20 protein-coding genes are annotated in these 19119 nt (G+C 60.4%); 7 read left to right on the top strand and 13 right to left on the bottom strand.

All coding sequences use genetic code 11. From position 1 onward, the window contains the following. Positions 1-34: 34 nt before the first annotated feature. From glpD to ACZ6YA_RS20900, 4 genes are all read right to left on the bottom strand, one after another. A complete protein-coding gene (glpD, locus tag ACZ6YA_RS20915; protein WP_465899045.1) occupies positions 35-1573 on the bottom strand; it encodes a glycerol-3-phosphate dehydrogenase in 1539 nt (512 codons plus the stop codon). A 176-nt stretch (positions 1574-1749) separates the two neighbouring features. Beyond that, positions 1750-2505 carry a DNA-binding transcriptional repressor GlpR gene (gene glpR, locus ACZ6YA_RS20910; protein WP_465899043.1) on the bottom strand — a complete coding sequence of 252 codons (756 nt, stop codon included), beginning with the start codon at positions 2503-2505 and terminating at the stop codon, positions 1750-1752. 101 nt (positions 2506-2606) lie between these two features. Then, positions 2607-4106, bottom strand: a complete 1500-nt coding sequence (gene glpK / locus ACZ6YA_RS20905) for a glycerol kinase GlpK (RefSeq protein WP_465899041.1) — start codon at positions 4104-4106, stop codon at positions 2607-2609. 41 nt (positions 4107-4147) lie between these two features. Then, on the bottom strand, positions 4148-4999 hold the full coding sequence (locus ACZ6YA_RS20900; RefSeq protein WP_465899039.1) for an MIP/aquaporin family protein: 852 nt from the start codon (positions 4997-4999) through the stop codon (positions 4148-4150). A gap of 301 nt (positions 5000-5300) precedes the next feature. Between ACZ6YA_RS20900 and ybaK the strand changes: the two genes are divergently transcribed. Beyond that, positions 5301-5771 (top strand): Cys-tRNA(Pro) deacylase, encoded by a 471-nt coding sequence (gene ybaK / locus ACZ6YA_RS20895; protein WP_465899038.1) that lies wholly within the window; start codon positions 5301-5303, stop codon positions 5769-5771. Between the two features lie 33 nt (positions 5772-5804). Here the strand turns inward: ybaK and ACZ6YA_RS20890 are convergent, their stop codons facing one another. Both ACZ6YA_RS20890 and argF read right to left on the bottom strand, forming a co-directional pair. Further along, positions 5805-6914, bottom strand: coding sequence for an ABC transporter ATP-binding protein (locus ACZ6YA_RS20890; RefSeq protein ID WP_465899036.1), 1110 nt, complete (start codon positions 6912-6914; stop codon positions 5805-5807). Continuing rightward, on the bottom strand, positions 6911-7831 hold the full coding sequence (gene argF / locus ACZ6YA_RS20885) for an ornithine carbamoyltransferase (RefSeq protein WP_403135161.1): 921 nt from the start codon (positions 7829-7831) through the stop codon (positions 6911-6913). The genes ACZ6YA_RS20890 and argF overlap by 4 nt, the downstream gene beginning before the upstream one ends. Positions 7832-8196: 365 nt before the next feature. On the opposite strand from argF, the gene ACZ6YA_RS20880 reads away from it, so the two are divergent. Both ACZ6YA_RS20880 and grxD read left to right on the top strand, forming a co-directional pair. Continuing rightward, a complete protein-coding gene (locus ACZ6YA_RS20880) occupies positions 8197-10305 on the top strand; it encodes a molybdopterin-dependent oxidoreductase (RefSeq protein WP_465899033.1) in 2109 nt (702 codons plus the stop codon). A gap of 91 nt (positions 10306-10396) precedes the next feature. Then, positions 10397-10732: a Grx4 family monothiol glutaredoxin gene (grxD, locus tag ACZ6YA_RS20875; protein ID WP_465899031.1), complete on the top strand. Its 336-nt coding sequence runs from the start codon at positions 10397-10399 to the stop codon at positions 10730-10732. Between the two features lie 57 nt (positions 10733-10789). Here grxD and bfr read toward each other — a convergent pair whose 3' ends face one another. Both bfr and ACZ6YA_RS20865 read right to left on the bottom strand, forming a co-directional pair. Continuing rightward, entirely contained in the window at positions 10790-11263 is a 474-nt protein-coding gene (gene bfr / locus ACZ6YA_RS20870; protein WP_465899029.1) for a bacterioferritin, read from the bottom strand. Positions 11264-11464: 201 nt separating this feature from the next. Next, a complete protein-coding gene (locus ACZ6YA_RS20865) occupies positions 11465-11686 on the bottom strand; it encodes a bacterioferritin-associated ferredoxin (protein WP_465899027.1) in 222 nt (73 codons plus the stop codon). 214 nt (positions 11687-11900) lie between these two features. Here ACZ6YA_RS20865 and ACZ6YA_RS20860 point away from each other — a divergent pair, with 214 nt between their 5' ends. Further along, positions 11901-12503, top strand: coding sequence for a peroxiredoxin (locus ACZ6YA_RS20860; RefSeq protein WP_008099573.1), 603 nt, complete (start codon positions 11901-11903; stop codon positions 12501-12503). 57 nt (positions 12504-12560) lie between these two features. Here ACZ6YA_RS20860 and rnt read toward each other — a convergent pair whose 3' ends face one another. Then, the gene (gene rnt, locus ACZ6YA_RS20855) at positions 12561-13172 is read right to left on the bottom strand and encodes a ribonuclease T (RefSeq protein WP_189661901.1); all 612 of its coding nucleotides are present in this window, start codon (positions 13170-13172) and stop codon (positions 12561-12563) included. 59 nt (positions 13173-13231) lie between these two features. Continuing rightward, positions 13232-14278: a dihydroorotase gene (gene pyrC, locus ACZ6YA_RS20850; RefSeq protein ID WP_465899025.1), complete on the bottom strand. Its 1047-nt coding sequence runs from the start codon at positions 14276-14278 to the stop codon at positions 13232-13234. A 130-nt stretch (positions 14279-14408) separates the two neighbouring features. Here pyrC and ACZ6YA_RS20845 point away from each other — a divergent pair, with 130 nt between their 5' ends. After that, the gene (locus tag ACZ6YA_RS20845; protein ID WP_465899023.1) at positions 14409-15365 is read left to right on the top strand and encodes a flagellar protein MotY; all 957 of its coding nucleotides are present in this window, start codon (positions 14409-14411) and stop codon (positions 15363-15365) included. A 127-nt stretch (positions 15366-15492) separates the two neighbouring features. Then, positions 15493-16710 carry an argininosuccinate synthase gene (locus ACZ6YA_RS20840; RefSeq protein ID WP_465899021.1) on the top strand — a complete coding sequence of 406 codons (1218 nt, stop codon included), beginning with the start codon at positions 15493-15495 and terminating at the stop codon, positions 16708-16710. A gap of 64 nt (positions 16711-16774) precedes the next feature. Here ACZ6YA_RS20840 and ACZ6YA_RS20835 read toward each other — a convergent pair whose 3' ends face one another. Next, complete coding sequence (locus tag ACZ6YA_RS20835) at positions 16775-17254, bottom strand: hypothetical protein (protein ID WP_465899020.1); 480 nt, start codon at positions 17252-17254, stop codon at positions 16775-16777. A 270-nt stretch (positions 17255-17524) separates the two neighbouring features. Between ACZ6YA_RS20835 and ACZ6YA_RS20830 the strand changes: the two genes are divergently transcribed. After that, the gene (locus ACZ6YA_RS20830) at positions 17525-18151 is read left to right on the top strand and encodes a response regulator (RefSeq protein WP_465899018.1); all 627 of its coding nucleotides are present in this window, start codon (positions 17525-17527) and stop codon (positions 18149-18151) included. Between the two features lie 45 nt (positions 18152-18196). On the opposite strand, the gene ACZ6YA_RS20825 is transcribed toward ACZ6YA_RS20830, so the two are convergent. Together ACZ6YA_RS20825 and nth are read right to left on the bottom strand one after the other, a co-directional pair. Beyond that, positions 18197-18373, bottom strand: a complete 177-nt coding sequence (locus ACZ6YA_RS20825; protein ID WP_465899016.1) for a PA3496 family putative envelope integrity protein — start codon at positions 18371-18373, stop codon at positions 18197-18199. 104 nt (positions 18374-18477) lie between these two features. Then, positions 18478-19116, bottom strand: a complete 639-nt coding sequence (gene nth, locus ACZ6YA_RS20820; protein ID WP_465899014.1) for an endonuclease III — start codon at positions 19114-19116, stop codon at positions 18478-18480. Between the last annotated feature and the right edge of the window lie 3 nt (positions 19117-19119).

Below are 19119 nucleotides of genomic sequence, written 5' to 3'. Positions count from 1 at the left end.
CCGCCTCCTTCGTCGGCGGCAGGGCATTCGCGCCTCAGGCTGCGCAGGTGCGTGCCGCTACGGGCTTGGCGCGCTGGAGATATTCCTCCAACCCCTTGCGTTCTTCAGCGGTGATGAACAAGCCCAGCTTGGTTCGACGCCAGAGGATGTCGTCGACATCGACGGCCCACTCTTCACGGCACAAGTAATCCACTTCGCGGCTGAACAGCCCACCACCGATCGACTGGCCCAGGTCTTGCGGCCCTTCGACGCCTTCGAGTAGCGCCCAGGTGCGGCTTCCATAGGTGTGGGCCCAACGTCTGGCGATGTCGGCTGCCAACCAGCCGTGGCGGGCTAGGATTGCATCCGTCAGTGCCTGGCTGGTGGTCATGTGCTCGCCACCTGGCAGCGCTGCAGAAGCGGTCCAGCTACTGCGCATCTGGGTGAAGAAAGGTTTGAGTTCGGCCATGGCCGACTCGGCCAGCTTGCGGTATGTGGTCAGCTTGCCACCAAACACCGAAAGCAAGGGGGCCTGGCCTGTCTCGGCAGACAGCGCCAAAGTGTAGTCGCGGGTGACTGCCGAGGGGTTGTCGGATTCGTCGTTGCACAGCGGGCGTACGCCGGAATAGGTGTGCAGGATGTCGGCGCGACTCAGCGGCTGATTGAAGTGCTCGTTGACCACTTTAAGCAGGTAGTCGGTTTCTTGGTCGGTGATTGCCACCTTGGCCGGATCACCGCTGTATTCACGGTCAGTGGTGCCAATCAGCGTGAAACGATCCAGGTAAGGGATGCAGAAGACAATGCGCTGGTCTTCGTTCTGCAGGATGTAGGCATGTTCACCTTCGTACAGGCGTGGGACGATGATGTGGCTGCCTTGAATCAGGCGGATCCCGTAGGGGGCATCGAGCTTCAGATCGTCCTTGATGAAGCTGGCGACCCATGGCCCCGCCGCGTTGACCAAGGCGCGGGCACGGATACTGCGCAGGGTGCCGTCAGCCTGCTGCAGGTCGACCTGCCAAAGACCATCGATACGCTCGGCGCGCAGGCAGCGGGTGCGCGTGTGGATGTGCGCGCCATTCTCGCGAGCGGCCATCGCGTTAAGCACGACTAGGCGGGCATCGTCCACGGCGCAGTCGGCGTATTCGAAACCGCGGGTGATCTCAGGCTTGAGTGGGTAGCCCGGGCCGAAGCGCAGGCTGCGCGACGCGCCCAGGCGCTTGCGCTTGCCCAGGTGATCGTAGAGGAACAGACCGGCGCGAATCATCCAGGCCGGGCGCAGGTGAGGGCGATGCGGCAAGACGAAGCGCATCGGCTTGACGATGTGCGGGGCCTTGGCCAGCAGTACCTCACGCTCGGCCAGCGCTTCACGCACCAGGCGGAACTCGTAGTGTTCCAGGTAACGCAGGCCGCCGTGGATCAGCTTGCTGCTGGCCGAAGAGGTGTGTTGCGCCAGATCGTCCTTCTCGCAAAGGAAGACGTTCAGGCCGCGCCCCGCCGCATCGGCAGCGATGCCCACGCCATTGATGCCGCCGCCGATCACGGCGAGGTCGTAGCAGTCGGCAAGTGGGGGCTGGGACGAAACGGGCTGGGACACGGGCAAGGCCTCCTGGGGTTGTTCACATCGAAAGTGAACATTAATGTTCGTTTCCGAAAATACTAGCGCAAGAGAAGCGCCATCGCCAGTCAGTCTTTATAGAAAAAACTGATCAGATGACAACAAAATGAACATTTATGAAAATGAGTGGGTCGCTGCAGCGACCCACTTGCGGCCTAGACCACGTCCAGACGGATCTTGTACTGGTTGAGCAGTTGGGTGAGGCCAGGCATAGGTGTCTGGTCGGTCACCAGGCAGTCGACCATGCTGATCGAACCCATGCGCACCATGGCGTTGCGCCCGAACTTGCTGGAGTCTGCCGCGAGAATGACTTGCCGGGCGTTGGCGATGATCGCCTGCGAAACCCGGACTTCCTGGTAGTCGAAGTCCAGCAGGCTGCCGTCTTCATCGATGCCGCTGATACCGACCAGGGCGTAGTCGACCTTGAACTGACTAATGAAGTCGACGCTGGCCTGGCCCACCACACCCCCATCGCGACGTACCGTGCCGCCGGCCACCAGCACCTCGAAATCATCCTTGGCCGCCAGGATCGCAGCCACGTGCAGGTTGTTGGTGATGACCTTCAGCTGGTTGTGATTGAGCAACGCCCGGGCGATCGATTCGGTGGTGGTGCCGATGTTGATGAATAGCGAGGCATGGTCGGGAATCTGCCTGGCCACGGCTTCGGCGATGCGCTGCTTTTCATCGCGCATCTGGTCGGCGCGCATCGCATAGGCGGTGTTTTCGATGCTCGAATCATAAGCCGCACCGCCATGGTAGCGGCGCAGGAGGTTGAGCTCGGCAAGCAGGTTGATGTCGCGCCGGATGGTTTGCGGCGTGACAATGAACAGCTGGGCCATTTCTTCGATACTGACGTAGCCGCGTTCGCGCACCAGTTCGAGGATTTGTTGTTGGCGTGGGGGCAGATTCATGGGCGGTCCTTGGGGGCAGCCGGACAAATTCTGCAATGATGCCGTAGGAAAGGGATGACGGCCAGTGGACCATTGGGGCCGCCTGGCGGCCCCAACCTGTGTTACGCCTCGTGATCTTCCCAGTCACGGGTGCGGTCGACGGCCTTTTTCCAGCCGGCGTACAGTTTCTCTTTCTGGGTGTCGTCCAGCTGCGGGCTGAACTCGCGCTCGATGATCGCCTTGTCGCGTAGCTCGTCCAGGCTGCCCCAGAAACCACAGGCCAGGCCCGCCAGGTAGGCGGCACCGAGGGCGGTGGTTTCGCGCATCTTCGGGCGCTCCACGCAGGTGCCGAGGATGTCGGCCTGGAACTGCATGAGGAAGTTGTTGGCCACTGCGCCACCGTCGACACGCAGTTCCGAGAGGCGCTCGCCGCAGTCCTGCTGCATGGCGTCGAGGACGTCGCGGGTCTGGTAGGCGATTGACTCCAACGCGGCGCGGATGATGTGGTCGACCTTCACCCCACGAGTCAGGCCAAACAGCGCACCCCGCGCGTACGGGTCCCAGTACGGGGCACCCAAACCGGTGAAGGCAGGCACCAGGTACACGCCGTTGCTGTCCTTGACTTTGCTGGCGAAGTACTCGGTGTCCAGCGCGTCGTTGACGATCTTCAGCTCATCGCGCAGCCACTGGACGGTGGAGCCGCCGTTGAATACCGCGCCTTCCAGGGCATAGGCCACTTCGCCGCGCGGGCCACAGGCGATGGTGGTGAGCAGGCCGTGAGAAGACCGCACGGCTTTGTCGCCGGTATTCATCAGCAGGAAACAGCCGGTGCCGTAGGTGTTCTTGGCCTGACCCGGCTCCACGCACATCTGGCCAAACAGTGCCGATTGCTGGTCGCCAGCGATACCGGCGATGGCGATGCCGCTCTTGGTATGGCCATAGACTTCCGACGATGGACGCACTTCAGGCAGCATCTGCCGCGGGATGCCGAGGATTTCCAGCAGCTTGTCGTCCCACTGCAGGCTGTGGATGTTGAACATCAGCGTGCGCGAGGCGTTGGTGTAGTCGGTGACATGCACCTTGCCACCGGAAAATTTCCAGATCAGCCAGGTATCGACGGTGCCGAACAGCAGTTCCCCGCGTTCGGCACGTTCGCGGGCACCTTCGACGTTGTCGAGGATCCACTTGAGCTTGGTGCCGGAGAAGTAAGGGTCGGTGACCAGGCCAGTGGCTTCGCGGATGTACTCTTCATGGCCGTCACGCTTGAGTTGCGCGCAGATCTCGGTGCTGCGGCGGCACTGCCAGACGACAGCGTTATACACCGGCCGACCGGTTTCCTTATCCCATACCACAGTGGTTTCGCGCTGGTTGGTGATGCCGATTGCCGCCACCTGGGCATGGCTGATACCAGCCTGTGCCAGGGCCTCGACCATGGTCGCGCTCTGCGTGGCGAAAATCTCCATCGGATCGTGTTCGACCCAGCCAGCTTGCGGGTAGTGCTGGGCGAACTCGCGCTGGGAGGTGCCGACCACATTGGCGTCGCGGTCGAAAATAATGGCCCGCGAACTGGTGGTGCCCTGGTCCAGGGCGATGATGTAGTTCTTATCCTGGGTGTCTGTCATGGTCGTAGGCCTTGCAAAAAGAGGAGGTCAGGGCGCCAGCATCAGTTGGCTTGAGTATCGCCCTGGCGAATGTCGTTTGTCTCAGGGTTCGCGTTTTGTGCCGTCGGCAGGTTGCGGGCAATCAGGCCGCGATAGGTGGCGGCACCCAGGCAAGCGCCGAGTATCGGTGCGAACACCGGAACCAGGAAATAGGGAATGTCCCGACCGCCAGTGAAGGCGATTTCGCCCCAACCGGCCAGGAATGTCATCAATTTGGGCCCGAAATCGCGGGCCGGGTTCATCGCGAAGCCGGTCAGTGGGCCCATGGCGCTGCCGATCACGGCAATCAGCAAGCCGATCAATAACGGTGCCATGGCGCCGCGTGGCAGACCGTTGTTGTCGTCGGTCAGGGCCATGATCACCGCCATGAGGATGGCGGTGATCACCACTTCGACCAGGAAGGCCTGGCCGGTGGAAAGGGATGGGTGCGGGTAAGTGGAGAACACCGAGGCCAGTTCCAGGCTCTCGGCGCTGCCACGTAGCATGGCGTGCGCCTGTTCGAAATCGAAGAACAGGTTGCTGTACAGGGTGTAGACCAGCGCCGCGCCGCAGAATGCACCGCACACCTGGGCCAGCATGTAGAACGGCAGTTTACGCTTGTCGAAACCGGCAAACAGGGTCAGCGCGATGCTCACGGCCGGGTTCAGGTGCGCGCCGGAAATTCCCGCGGTGAGGTAGATCGCCATGCTCACGCCGACACCCCAGATGATGCTGATTTCCCACAGGCCGAAGCTGGCGCCCGCGACTTTGAGGGCGGCGACACAACCGGTACCGAAGAAGATCAGCAGCGCCGTGCCGAGGAACTCGGCCAAGCATTGGCTGGACAATGTGGGTTCGCGTAGAGCAGTCGTCATGTATGACCTCGTTCTTTTTGTTGTGAGGCGCTTGGCGCTCGACAGCAAAGCCCGGTGCCTATCCCCATTGGCCTCGGGCATCTATAGGAATGCACCTTAAAAGTGCACCGTTTATTCAGAAACGAAAAAATATAGACAAGAAACGCTTATGTCAAAGGTCGAAAGTGAACGGTCGGTCACGAATTGGACGGCCGTTGCACCCTTGAATCCGCGAGTTAGAGAGGCGCGTAGGAGGTGAGCTGGCTGGGATGTGGGAATTGTCCTAAAGTAGCCGCCGATCTGTACCAGACCGGAGCATTGCATGACCCCCGCCCTCGACCTGTTGAAAAAGGCCTGCGCCGAGCACCGTGTGCACAGTTATGAACATGACCCCAAATCGGCGTCCTACGGGCTGGAGGCGGCGGAAAAGCTCGGGCTCGATCCCCAGCAGGTGTTCAAGACCTTGCTGGCGAGCAGCGAAAAAGGGGAGCTCTTGGTAGCGGTCGTGCCTGTGGTGGGGACGCTGGACCTCAAGGCGTTGGCCCATGCCGCGGGTGTAAAGAAGTGCGAGATGGCCGACCCGGCTGCGGCCCAACGGGCTACGGGGTATCTGGTTGGGGGGATCAGCCCGCTGGGGCAGAAGAAGCGCCTGCGCACTTTCATCGACGATTCGGCGCAAAACTTTGCAACTATCCATGTCAGCGCCGGGCGGCGTGGGCTGGAAGTGGAGTTGGCTGCGGCAGTGCTGGCTCAACATACCCAAGGCACGTTTGCCGGAATCGGCAGAGGCTGAGATTGCTGGGGCCGCAAAAGCGGCCCCCAGGCATCAGGTCGCCGAGCTGTAGCGGCGAACCCCATTCTCCTGCCGTGGCAATTGCGCCGCGACACTCCCTGGCACCGGGAACAGCACCAGGTGGTCAGCCTTGACGGCAATCCCAACGTCTTCGCCCACTTGATGATCGATGTGGCTGGGGAAGATCGCCTCCAGCTGGCTGCCGGTTGGCAGTTGCAAGCGGTACAGGGTCGAAGCGCCGAGGAAGCTCTTGCCGACGATGTTGGCCCTCAGCGTGCTGTCTGCGGCATGCACGATATCGTCTGGGCGCAGCAGCACGTCGACCGAGCTGCCCGGCGCCATGATGTATGCACGGTTACCACGCAGTTCGCCAAGTTCGGTATTGACCGCTTCGTGGCTGCTCATCTGGCCACGGATGAAGTAACCCTGGCCAATGAAGCTGGCGACGAACGGCGTTTGTGGCTCATGGTAGAGGTTGTAGGGCGTATCCCACTGCTCCAGCCGGCCTTCCTTGAATACGCCCACATGGTCGCTGACCGCGAAGGCTTCTTCCTGGTCATGGGTAACCAGAATCGCGCTGGTGCCCCGGCTCTTGAGGATGTCGCGCACCTCATGGCTCAGGCGCCGACGCAGCTCCACATCGAGGTTGGAGAATGGCTCGTCGAGCAGCAGTAATTGTGGCTCTGGGGCTAGCGCCCGGGCCAGGGCGACACGCTGCTGCTGGCCACCGGACAGCTCGTGCGGGTAACGCCCGCCCAAGCCGCTGAGTTTGACCAGTCCCAGCATTTCTTCGACTACCTGCGCCTGTTTCGGGTGCTTGGCGATGCCGAAGGCAATGTTCTGCGCCACGGTCAGGTGCGGGAACAGCGCGTAGTCCTGGAACACCATGCCGATCCGGCGCTTCTCCGGCGACAAGGTGAAACCGGCGCGGGAAATGACCTCGCCGGCCAGCTGGATCTCACCGGCGTGCACCGGCTCGAAGCCAGCGATGGCGCGCAGGGTGGTGGTCTTGCCGCAACCCGAGGAGCCCAGCAGGCAACCGATGTCGCCTGCGTTCAGGTGCAGGTTGAGGTTCTGGACGATGCGCTGGTCGCCGTAGCCGCAGGCGAGGTCGCGCAGGTTGAGCAGTAGGGGTTGACTCATGCGTGGTGGTAAGCCGGTTCGACAAGGAATTCGAGAAGGGCCTTCTGTGCATGCAAGCGGTTTTCAGCCTGGTCCCAGGCGACCGAACGGGGGTCGTCGAGCAGGTCATGGCTGATTTCCTCGCCGCGGTGGGCGGGCAGGCAGTGCATGAACAGGGCGTCGGGTGCCGCCAGGTCGAGCAATGCGCGGGTGACCTGGTAAGGCGCGAAATGCGCCAGGCGCCGTGCAGTTTCCTCCTCTTGACCCATGGAAGTCCAGACATCGGTGGTCACCAGGTGCGCACCGCGCACGGCTTCACGCGGGTCACGGACGATCTGCACGCGGTCGCCGCCCAGTGCCATGAAGCGTGGGTCCGGGTCATAACCTTCCGGGCAGGCGATGCGCAGCTGGAAGTCGAACTGTTTGGCGGCTTCGATATACGAGTTGCACATGTTGAAGCCATCGCCGACCCAGGCCACGGTCTTGCCCTGGATGGAGCCGCGGTGCTCCTGGAACGTCTGCATGTCGGCCAGCAGCTGGCACGGGTGCGACTCGTCGGACAGGCCGTTGATCAGCGGCACGCGCGAATGGGCGGCAAACTCGGTGAGGGTGCTGTGGGCGTGGGTGCGGATCATCACCGCATCGACCATGCTCGACAGCACGATGGCGCTGTCGCTGATCGGCTCGCCGCGGCCCAGTTGGGTGTCGCGTGGTGACAGAAAAATCGCCTGGCCACCGAGCTGGATCATGCCGGCTTCGAACGACACGCGGGTACGGGTCGAGGATTTTTCGAAGATCATCCCCAGTACACGGTTTTTCAGCGGTTCGAACAGCACGCCGCGCTTGCGCAGGTCCTTCAGCTCGATGCCTCGGCGGATCACCCCGAGCAATTCGTCGGTGGTGAAATCCAGCAGGGAGAGAAAGTGCCTAGCGCTCATGATTGACTACCTTATCTGCAACGGTATGCAGGTCGACCGTATGGTTTTTTTTGACAACGGGAGTGACCTGCGGCGTAAGCCGCACGGGGCGGACGAAATAGGGAAAGGCGCAATACTATAATTAAATGTCGCCTGAAACCAAGAGGGGAAACAGCCGCTCTGTTGCAAAGGGTGTCTTTACCCGTTGAACCTGTGCTGTTTTTTATTTGCTACAGCGGTTGTACACGGCTCTCTGGCCATTTGGCAAATGGCTGTCGCGAATCGTGCGCCTGATGTCGGGAGATTCACGCTGCGAAGCGCGCTGGCAGGGGCGATGGGCAGCGCGCATAGTCGGCATTCGACAACAACAAGAGGCAGAGGCGGCCATGACCAAGACCCTGCATCACCGTGCTTGTCATCTGTGCGAGGCGATCTGTGGGCTGAACATCGAGGTCAGCCATGAAGACGACGGGCGGGCGCGCATCAGTTCGATCAAAGGCGACCCTCAGGACCCTTTCAGTCGTGGCCACATCTGCCCCAAAGCGGTGGCGCTGCAGGACATCCAGGACGACCCGGACCGCCTGCGCCAACCGCATCGGCGAATCGGCACGCAATGGCAGCCCATCAGCTGGGAGCAAGCCTTTGCCCTGGCCGCCGACAAGCTCTGGTCGATCCAGCAGGCCCATGGGCGTAATGCCGTGGCTGTCTACCAGGGCAACCCCAGCGTGCACAACTACGGGTTGATGACCCACAGCAACTATTTCCTCGGCCTGCTGAAGACGCGCAACCGTTTTTCCGCCACCTCGGTGGACCAGTTGCCACAGCACCTGACCAGCTATCTGATGTATGGGCACGGCCTGTTGTTGCCAATCCCGGATATCGATCACACCGATTTCATGCTGATCCTCGGCGGTAACCCGCTGGCCTCCAATGGCAGCATCATGACCGTACCGGATGTGGAAAAACGCCTGAAAGCTCTCAAGGCCCGCGGCGGACAATTAGTGGTGGTGGACCCAAGGCGCAGCGAAACGGCGGCCATGGCGGACCGGCACTTGTTCATTCGCCCCGGCGGCGATGCCGCGCTCTTGTGCGGCCTTCTTCATACGCTGTTCGACGAAGGGCTGGCGCGTGGCTCGCATTTGCCAGTCAATGGGATGCAGCAGGTGCGTGAGGCGATTGCGCCCTTCAGTGCCGAGGCGATGAGTGCACTGTGTGGCATCGACGCTGCCAGCATCCGCCAGGTGGCGCGTGACTTCGCCGCAGCCGACAAGGCAGTCTGCTATGGCCGCATGGGCGTTTCGACCCAGGCATTCGGCACGCTGTGCCACTGGCTGGTGCAAGTGGTCAACCTGGTTACCGGCAACCTCGATCGCACAGGCGGGGCGCTGTGTACCGAGCCCGCCGTCGACCTGGTGGCAAGCACTGCCGGTGGCCATTTCAATGCCTGGCAGAGTCGCGTATCGGGTTTGCCCGAGTACGGCGGGGAACTCCCGGTGGTCGCCCTGGCCGAGGAAATGCTGACCCCCGGTGATGGGCAGGTGCGGGCGCTGGTGACCGTCGCCGGCAACCCCGTGCTGTCCACGCCCAATGGGCGGCAGCTGGACGCGGCCCTGCAAGGGCTGGAGTTCATGCTCAGCATCGACCTGTACATCAATGAAACGACCCGTCACGCCGACCTGATCCTACCGTCCACGTCGGCGCTGGAAAACGATCATTACGACAGTACCTTCAACCTGTTGGCGGTGCGCAATGTCACCCGTTTCAACCGGGCGATCCTGGCCAAACCGACTGGCGCCCTGCACGACTGGGAAATCTTCGTCGGCCTGGCACAGGCTTTCGCCCAGCGAGCTGGGCTGGAACTCAAACCCACCTTGGCGCCAGCGCAGATGATCGACCTGGCGTTGCGTAAAGGCCGGTATGGCGACGAGAGTGGCTGGAAGCTCTCGCTTGGCACGCTGGATGAGTATCCCCATGGCCTTGACCTCGGCCCTTTGCGCACCAACCTGGGCGCCCGCCTGGGCACTGCCAGCAAGGCCGTCGAGGTGGCGCCGCAAGCCGTACTGGATGACCTGCTTCGGCTGGCGCAGCAGGCCCCGCCAGCGCCGGGCGATCTGCTGCTGATCGGTCGACGGCATGTGCGCAGCAACAATTCCTGGATGCACAACTTTCATCGGCTGGTGAAAGGCAAGCCGCGCCATCAGTTGCTGATGCATCCTCAGGACTTGCTCCAGCGGCACTTGCAGGATGGTCAGCGGGTACGCATCCGTTCGCGCACCGGTACCCTCGAAGTGGAGGTGCAGGCCTGTGAGGACATGATGCCAGGCGTGGTCAGCCTGCCCCATGGTTTCGGTCATGGGCGCCAGGGCGTGCACCTGCAGATCGCCCAGGCACAACTTGGCGTCAGTGCCAACGACCTGACCGACGAGCACCTGCGTGATGCTGTTTCGGGTAACGCAGCACTCAATGGCGTGCCCGTGCAGGTGGACGCAGCCTGAGGCGTGGCAAGGCCGAGCACGTTGCTCGGCTTTCCGATACAATGCGTCACCGTGCCGACGACCGTGTCGGAAAGTTCAGCCGAGGTGCTACATGGATATCATCGAAACGATCAAAGAGCAGATTGCCAACAACACCATTCTGCTTTACATGAAAGGCTCGCCGAATGCCCCGCAGTGCGGGTTCTCGTCGAAGGCATCGCAAGCTGTGATGGGTTGTGGCGAGAAGTTCGCCTACGTCGACATCCTGCAGAACCCGGAAATCCGCGCCAACCTACCCAAGTACGCCAACTGGCCGACCTTCCCACAGCTGTGGGTAGCCGGTGAGCTGGTCGGCGGTAGCGACATCATGCTGGAAATGTTCGAGAAGGGTGAGTTGCAAACCCTGATCAAAGAAGCTGCCGCCAAGGCCAAGGCTTCCGAAGCCTGACCGCCAGGCAGGCATAAAAAAACCCGCTCATGGCGGGTTTTTTTATGGGGCGTTAAATCACTCTTCGCCCATCTGCGACTGCAGGTAGTTCTCGATGCTGATCTTGTCGATCAGGCTCAGTTGGGTTTCCAGCCAGTCGATGTGCTCTTCCTCGGATTCGAGGATGTCTTCGAGCATTTCACGCGAGCCGAAGTCGCCGACGGTTTCACAGTGGGCGATGGCGGCCTTGAGGTCGGTCAGGCCTTTCTTTTCAAGCTTCAGGTCGCACTCGAGCATTTCTTTGGTGTGCTCGCCGATCAGCAGCTTGCCCAGGTCCTGAACGTTAGGGATGCCTTCGAGGAAGAGAATACGCTTGATCAGTTTGTCAGCGTGCTTCATCTCGTCGATGGATTCTTTGTACTCGTGCTTGCCGAGCTTGTTCAGACCCCAGTCTTCATACATGCGGGCGTGCAGGAAGTACTGGTTGATCGCGACCAGCTCGTTTCCGAGGATCTTGTTGAGATGCTGGATGACGCTTACGTCGCCTTTCATTGCGGGTTCCTGCCCTGTAGAAGTGTGCCAATACAGAGAAGTTTGAGCTTGATACTTAGGGCTGTCAAACCTAAGTTCTTGAATAATAAGTGAAAATTAATAGGAATAAGAATGTTTGTGAACCGCGTTGGAGCGCTAACTTATTGAATTTTCGGCATAAAAAAACCGGACGCGAGGTCCGGTTCTTGGAATTTGGCACTTTCAAGCGGCAGTAAATTCTACCGGGTAGGGCAGGGCAGCCTGCTGGCTCACCTGAAGCTCGGTAAGGGTCTCGCGGACCACTTCCTTGGCCAGGCACGCACATTTGCCACATTGGCTGGCGACATTGGTCGCGGCTCGAACTTCCTTGTAGCTGCAGCATCCTTCATAGATCGCATCGCGGATCTGTCCGTCGGTCACGCCGACACAAAGACACACATACATAAAGTCGGACCATCGCTGGTTGAGTCGATGGTTGGAGAGTAATGGTAATGAGAATGCTTGTCAAAACACTTCGTCGGAACGCCTGTGCTTGAGCGACCGTTGGCTGGATTCGGCCTGTCATCAGAAGCCGTGTATGATGGTCGGCCTTTGTTGGATGTCGGGCAGGCCCGTTTTGGCCCGGCAAACGTTTTTTCATCCTCATCAGGAGATTACAATGAGCGTACTCGTTGGCAAACAAGCCCCCGATTTCACCGTACCGGCTGTGCTGGGCAATGGCGAAATCGTCGACAGCTTCAACCTGGCCTCGGCCATCAAGGGCAAGTACGGCCTGGTGTTCTTCTACCCGCTGGACTTCACCTTCGTCTGCCCGTCCGAGCTGATCGCTCTGGACAACCGCATCCCTGACTTCCAGGCGCGCAACGTTGAAGTGATCGGCGTGTCGATCGACTCGCACTTCACCCACAACGCCTGGCGTAACACCCCGGTCAACAACGGCGGTATCGGCCAGGTCAAGTACACCCTGGCGGCCGACATGACCCACGAAATCTGCAAGGCCTACGACGTTGAGTCCGAAGGCGGCGTGGCCTTCCGTGGTGCCTTCCTGATCGACACCAACGGTGTTGTCCGTTCGCAGATCATCAACGACCTGCCGCTGGGCCGTAACATGGACGAGCTGCTGCGTCTGGTCGATGCCCTGCAATTCCACGAAGAGCACGGCGAAGTCTGCCCGGCCAACTGGAAAAAAGGCGACAAGGGCATGAACGCTTCGCCAGAAGGCGTCGCGGCTTACCTGAGCGAGAACGCTGGCAAGCTGTAATTGCCAAGTGCATAAAAAAACCGGCCTACATGGCCGGTTTTTTTATGGCAGCGCCACTCAGTCGTTGAAGTCGCGCCAGCCGCCCATTTCTTTCCAGCGGTTGACGATGCCGCAGAACAGCTCGGCGGTCTTTTCGGTGTCGTAACGCGCCGAATGCGCCTCACGGCCATCGAAGTCGATGTCGGCGCTCTGACAGGCCCGCGCCAACACGGTCTGGCCATACGCCAGGCCCGCAAGCGTGGCGGTGTCGAAGCTGGAGAACGGGTGGAACGGGTTGCGCTTGAGGTCGTTGCGCGCCACGGCAGCGTTGAGGAAGCCGAGGTCGAAGCTGCTGTTGTGGCCGACCAGGATCGCCCGCTTGCAGCCATTGGCCTTGAGTGCCTTGCGCACGCCACGGAAGATGTCGGTCAGCGCGCTTTCCTCGCTCACTGCCATGCGCAGCGGGTGGTCCAGCTTGATACCGGTGAACTCCAGCGCCGCTGCCTCGATGTTGGCGCCCTCGAACGGCTCGACACGGAAGAAGTAGGTGTGTTCTGGGAACAGGAAGCCCTTTTCGTCCATGCCGATGGTCACGGCGGCGATTTCCAGCAGGGCGTCGGTGGCGCTGTTGAAGCCACCGGTCTCGACATCCACCACCACCGGCAGGTAGCCACGGAAGCGCTCGGCCATCGGGTGACGTGAGCCGCTGCCGGCCTGGCCGTCCTGATCGTCTTCGTAGAGGTCTTCGCTCACGCGTTGTCCTCCAGCAGGCGCCAGCGCAGTTTTTCACCGGCGCGCAGCGGGATCACGGTCTGCTCGCCAAATGGCAGGCTGGCCGGAGCGGTCCACTCTTCGCGGACCAGGGTAATGCTGTCGGTATTCGCCGGCAGGCCATAGAAGGCCGGGCCGTGCAGGCTGGCGAAACCTTCCAGTTTGTCCAGCGCATTACGCTGCTCGAAGGCTTCGGCGTACATCTCGATGGCCGCATAGGCGGTGTAGCAGCCGGCGCAACCGCAGGCCGCTTCCTTGGCGTGCTGGGCATGCGGTGCCGAGTCGGTGCCGAGGAAAAACTTCGGATTGCCGCTGGTGGCGGCGTCCAGCAGCGCCACCTGGTGGGTGTTGCGCTTGAGGATCGGCAGGCAGTAGAAGTGCGGGCGGATGCCGCCGACCAGCATGTGGTTGCGGTTGTACAGCAGGTGCTGGGCAGTGATGGTCGCACCGACGTTGGCCGGGGCCTCGGTGACGAACTGCGCGGCATCGGCCGTGGTGATGTGCTCGAACACCACTTTCAACGTCGGGAAGCGTTCGACCAAGCGACGCATGTGCTCGTCGATGAAGCGCTTCTCGCGGTCGAATACGTCGATCTCGGCGCGGGTCACTTCACCGTGCACCAGCAGCGGCATGCCGACTTCCGCCAGTGCTTCGATGGCCGGGAAGATGTTGTCGATACTGGTTACGCCGGAATCGGAGTTGGTGGTGGCCCCGGCCGGGTACAGCTTGGCGGCGTACACGATGCCGCTGGCCTTGGCCGCGCGGACGTCCTCGGGGCTGGTGCGGTCGGTAAGGTACAGCACCATCAGCGGCTCGAAGCGGCTGCCGGCCGGGCGGGCGGCAAGGATGCGCGCGCGGTAGGCGGCGGCTTCGTCGGCATTGCGGACCGGCGGAACCAGGTTGGGCATGATGATGGCACGGGCGAAGGTACGCGCCACATCGCCAACGGTATGGGGCAGGACGGCACCATCGCGCAGATGGATGTGCCAGTCGTCGGGACGCAGGAGGGTCAGGCGATCGGACATTGGGGATTCCAGGCGGGTCGAACTCAGGCCCCAATGCTACCGGAAAACCCCGTGCCGAGCACGGCTATCAAGTTTTCCGACAAGCGTCCGATAGCCTGCCTGTAAGCCGTCAGAATTAGTGGAGCCGCCCGTGCGCCAGCGTTACCTAGCCCTGTTGACCCTGTTCGCCAGCCTGCCGGCCGGTGCATTGACCTTCCAGACCCGCATGGAGAACATCGCCTGGAAAGTCGAGGGTGACCAGTTCGAATGTCGCTTGATCCAGCCGATCGACGGTTTCGGCAGTGGTGAGTTCGTACAACGTGCGGGTGAGCAGCCGGTCTTCCAGCTACGTTCGGCCAGCAGTGCGCTGGGCACAGGCTCCGCCACATTGCTGGCCGCTGCTGCCCCTTGGCAACCAGGGCGCGGCGATATCAACCTGGGGGCCGTGCATCTGGGCCGCAGCGGCGTGCTGTTCAGTTCGTCCCAGGGCCAGGCCAGTCGCCTGATCAACGGCCTGCTGGATGGCCGCAGTACGGTGTTGCGCAGCTACACCGGCGAGGAGGGGCGACCCATGGAAGTGCGCGTGTTGCCGGTGAGCTTTGCCAAGGCGTACAGCGACTACCAGGCCTGTGCCGGCAAGATGTTGGCGATGAATTACGACCAGGTGCGCCAGACTCAGGTCGGCTTCCCGGGCGGCGGTATCGACCTTGATGCGTCGGCGCGGGCGCGGCTGGATGTGATTCTCGACTACCTCAAGGCTGATCCGACCGTTAATCACATCGAACTCAATGGCCACTCCGACAACAGCGGCAATCGTCTGACCAACCGTGATACTTCGCGGCGTCGGGCGTTGGCCGTTGCGGATTACTTCAAGGCTCATGGTGTGCCGGAAGAGCAGATTACTGTGCGCTTCCACGGTGAACGCTATCCGCTGGTGAAGAACAATAGTGCGGCGAACCGGGCGCGGAATCGGCGGGTGAATATCGAATTGGATCGGGTTACACCGATTGAGAAGCCTGCCGCTCAGTCCATCCAGCAGCCGGCCCCAGCGCCCGCTGCAGCCCCCGCTTCGGCAGCGTCGGCTGCTCCGGCCGCAAAATCGCCCTGATGCGACAGGGCGTCGCGCGCTCGACCGTTCCTGTCGCTTTGTCGTCAGAAGCTGTCGCCCCACTGTAAATTTATCCGCAACGCCGGTAGAATCGATCCCTTTCCGTACAACCCCGTGGAGTGATGGCATGGCGGACGTAAAAAAGGTCGTACTGGCGTATTCCGGCGGCCTTGATACTTCGGTGATTCTCAAGTGGCTGCAAGATACCTACGACTGCGAAGTGGTGACTTTCACCGCTGACCTGGGTCAGGGCGAAGAAGTCGAGCCGGCTCGCGCCAAAGCCCAGGCAATGGGCGTCAAAGAGATCTACATCGACGACCTGCGCGAAGAATTCGTGCGTGATTTCGTCTTCCCGATGTTCCGCGCCAACACCGTCTACGAAGGCGAGTACCTGCTGGGTACCTCCATCGCCCGTCCGCTGATCGCCAAGCGCCTGATCGAAATCGCCAACGAAACCGGTGCCGACGCCATTTCCCATGGTGCCACCGGCAAAGGCAACGACCAGGTGCGTTTCGAATTGGGTGCCTACGCGCTCAAGCCAGGTGTCAAGGTTATCGCCCCATGGCGCGAGTGGGACCTGCTGTCCCGTGAGAAGCTGATGGACTACGCCGAGAAGCACGGCATTCCGATCGAGCGCCACGGCAAGAAGAAGTCGCCGTACTCGATGGACGCCAACCTGCTGCACATCTCCTACGAAGGCGGTGTCCTGGAAGATACCTGGACCGAGCATGAAGAAGACATGTGGCGCTGGAGCGTCTCGCCGGAGAACGCCCCGGACCAGGCAACCTACCTCGAACTGACCTACCGCAATGGTGACATCGTCGCCATCGACGGCGTCGACAAGAGCCCGGCCACTGTCCTTGCCGACTTGAACCGCATCGGTGGTGCCAACGGTATCGGCCGCCTGGACATCGTCGAGAACCGTTACGTCGGCATGAAGTCCCGTGGCTGCTACGAAACTCCAGGCGGCACCATCATGCTCAAGGCTCATCGCGCCATCGAGTCGATTACCCTGGATCGCGAAGTCGCTCACCTGAAAGATGAGCTGATGCCGAAGTACGCCAGCTTGATCTACACGGGCTACTGGTGGAGCCCGGAGCGTCTGATGCTGCAGAAGATGATCGACGCTTCGCAGGTCAACGTGAACGGTGTTGTGCGCCTGAAGCTGTACAAGGGTAATGTCACCGTGGTCGGCCGCAAGTCGGACGACTCGCTGTTCGACGCCAACATCGCGACATTCGAAGAAGATGGTGGCGCCTACAACCAGGCTGACGCCGCTGGCTTCATCAAGCTCAATGCTCTGCGCATGCGCATTGCCGCCAACAAAGGCCGCGGGTTGCTTTAAGCCCCGAGGCGCATTGTAAAAACCCCGGCTCAGGCCGGGGTTTTTTTTCGCGAGCCTGTATTGCTTATTTCATGAGCGCCAGGGCGTTATGCGGCAACGCGCTTACAGACAGGCGAAAACTCTGCTGTTCATCCAGGTTGCAGTAAATCCAGGTGCCCCCTTTAATCGGCGTTTGGGTAATTATTCTGAGGACATGCTGTTTAATTAATACCTGTGCTTCAGGCCCGGAGAGCATCAGGGTGACCGGTTTGTCTGCGTGGTCGCCGTCCATCTCGTGGCCAGACAGAGGAGCAGCGGCTGGCAAGTGCTGTTCGATTTCATCTTTTTGGGGCTTTCTGTCGGGGCGGTAAAAAGACCGGTAATTAAAGTTCAGGGTCAGAAAGAATAGTGCTGTCAGAAAAAATGGAAAACCCACCAAGAACCAGGTATAGAGGCTTTGACTATTGTCGCTGAGAAAAGGAAGTGTCGCGAGCGCGGACGCTTCGATGATGCCGGCGAATATGGCGATGATGGTCAGTGGCGCTACAGCTTGGTGTTTGCTCATGAAGGCTGCCTCCGGCGGTTTTCGCTATCAATAGCCCACCCTCAACGGCTACTGAATTGTGTGTTGTTTCCGGAGAGGGAAACTTATCCCGCTATTGGCTGTAATCAATGATTCAAAGTGGAGGGTCTTAACGGACATCATGTAGGAAAATTCCGAAAGCGATGTAAGGTCCATCTATTATGGTGTTTGCGGAGGAAAACGATACGCCATTGACCGTCCTGCTCGGTTATTGTGTCGCGTCGTCAAAGCAAAATAATGAATGGATATCGCATGAATAAAGTCCTTATCGTGGATGACCATCCGGTCATACGCTTGGCAGTGCGCATGCTGATGGAGCGGCATGGCTACGATGTGGTTGCAGAAACCGACAACGGCGTAGAGGCTTTGCAGCTTACCCGCGAGCACCTCCCTGATATCGTGGTGCTAGATATCGGTATTCCAAAGCTCGACGGGCTGGAAGTGATTGCCCGTATGGCGTCGGCCAGTCCGGGGAGCCGGGTGCTGGTGCTGACCTCGCAGGCGCCGGGGCATTTTTCGATGCGGTGCATGCAGGCAGGGGCATCTGGTTATGTGTGCAAGCAACAGGAGCTCACCGAACTGCTGAGCGCGATCAAGGCGGTCTTATCCGGTTACAGCTATTTTCCCAATCAAGCCTTGCACAAGTCACGTGGTCGGGTCGGGGGAACCAGCGAGTCGGAGATGGTCGATCGTCTGTCGGCACGGGAAATGATGGTGCTGCAGCAGTTGGCGCGCGGCAGGTCCAACAAGGAAATTGCCGACAGCATGTTCCTGAGCAACAAGACGGTCAGTACTTACAAGACCCGCCTGCTGCTCAAGCTCAATGCGCACTCGCTGGTCGATTTGATCGAGCTGGCTCATCGCCACGGCCTGGCCTGAACCCTTGATGCAGAAAGCCTCCACGTGGAAGGCTTTCTGACAGCGCTACAGGTCGTAATCGAAGTCCGTGAGTTGGCGCTGCAGACGTCGCTCGTCAAGAAGGTTGTCAATGGTGCGACGTTTGCTCAGGTTGGTCTTCGCGGTTTCTACCTGAGGCTGCACATCGTCGTCAGTGGTGGCAAAGTCATCTTCGATCGACAGTTCGTCTTTATCGGTACTCATGAGTCGCTCCAAGCCAAAGGGCCATTGGCCGTCCTTATAGCGAGAAAGCGAACTTTGGTAAAAAAGATTTTTTCAATCGGGAAGGGTGGGTATTCACTATCGGATCAATCGTCTGAGGTCTTCTGTTTGTACTCGCACAGGTCTTCTATGCGGCAACTGCCGCAGCGTGGTTTGCGTGCCTGGCAGACATAGCGGCCATGCAGGATCAGCCAGTGGTGGGCATCGAGCAGGTAGTCCTTGGGGACAAATTTCAACAGCTTCTTCTCTACTTCCAGGACTGTCTTGCCGGGCGCGATACCGGTGCGATTACTCACCCTGAAGATATGCGTGTCCACTGCCATGGTCGGTTGGCGGAAGGCGGTATTGAGTACGACGTTGGCGGTTTTGCGACCGACGCCCGGCAATGCTTCGAGGGCTTCGCGGGTTTGCGGCACCTCGCCATCATGGTATTCGACCAGCAAGCGGCAGGCTTCGATGACGTTTTTGGCCTTACTGTTATAAAGCCCGATGGTCTTGATGTATTCGCTAAGCCCTTCGACACCGAGTGCGTAGATGGCTTGCGGGGTATTGGCAACCGGAAACAGGCGAGCGGTGGCCTTGTTGACGCCGACATCGGTGGATTGCGCGGAAAGTGTCACGGCAACCAGCAATTCGAATGGAGTTGTGTAGGCCAGCTCGGTCTTTGGATCGGGATTGTCTTCGTGCAGCCTGCGAAAAATTTCCAGGCGTTTGGCGGCATTCATGGG

This window comes from Pseudomonas sp. NPDC090752 (assembly GCF_055584805.1).
Note: the sequence above shows the minus strand (reverse complement) of the source record. Positions and strands in the feature narration are given on the sequence as shown.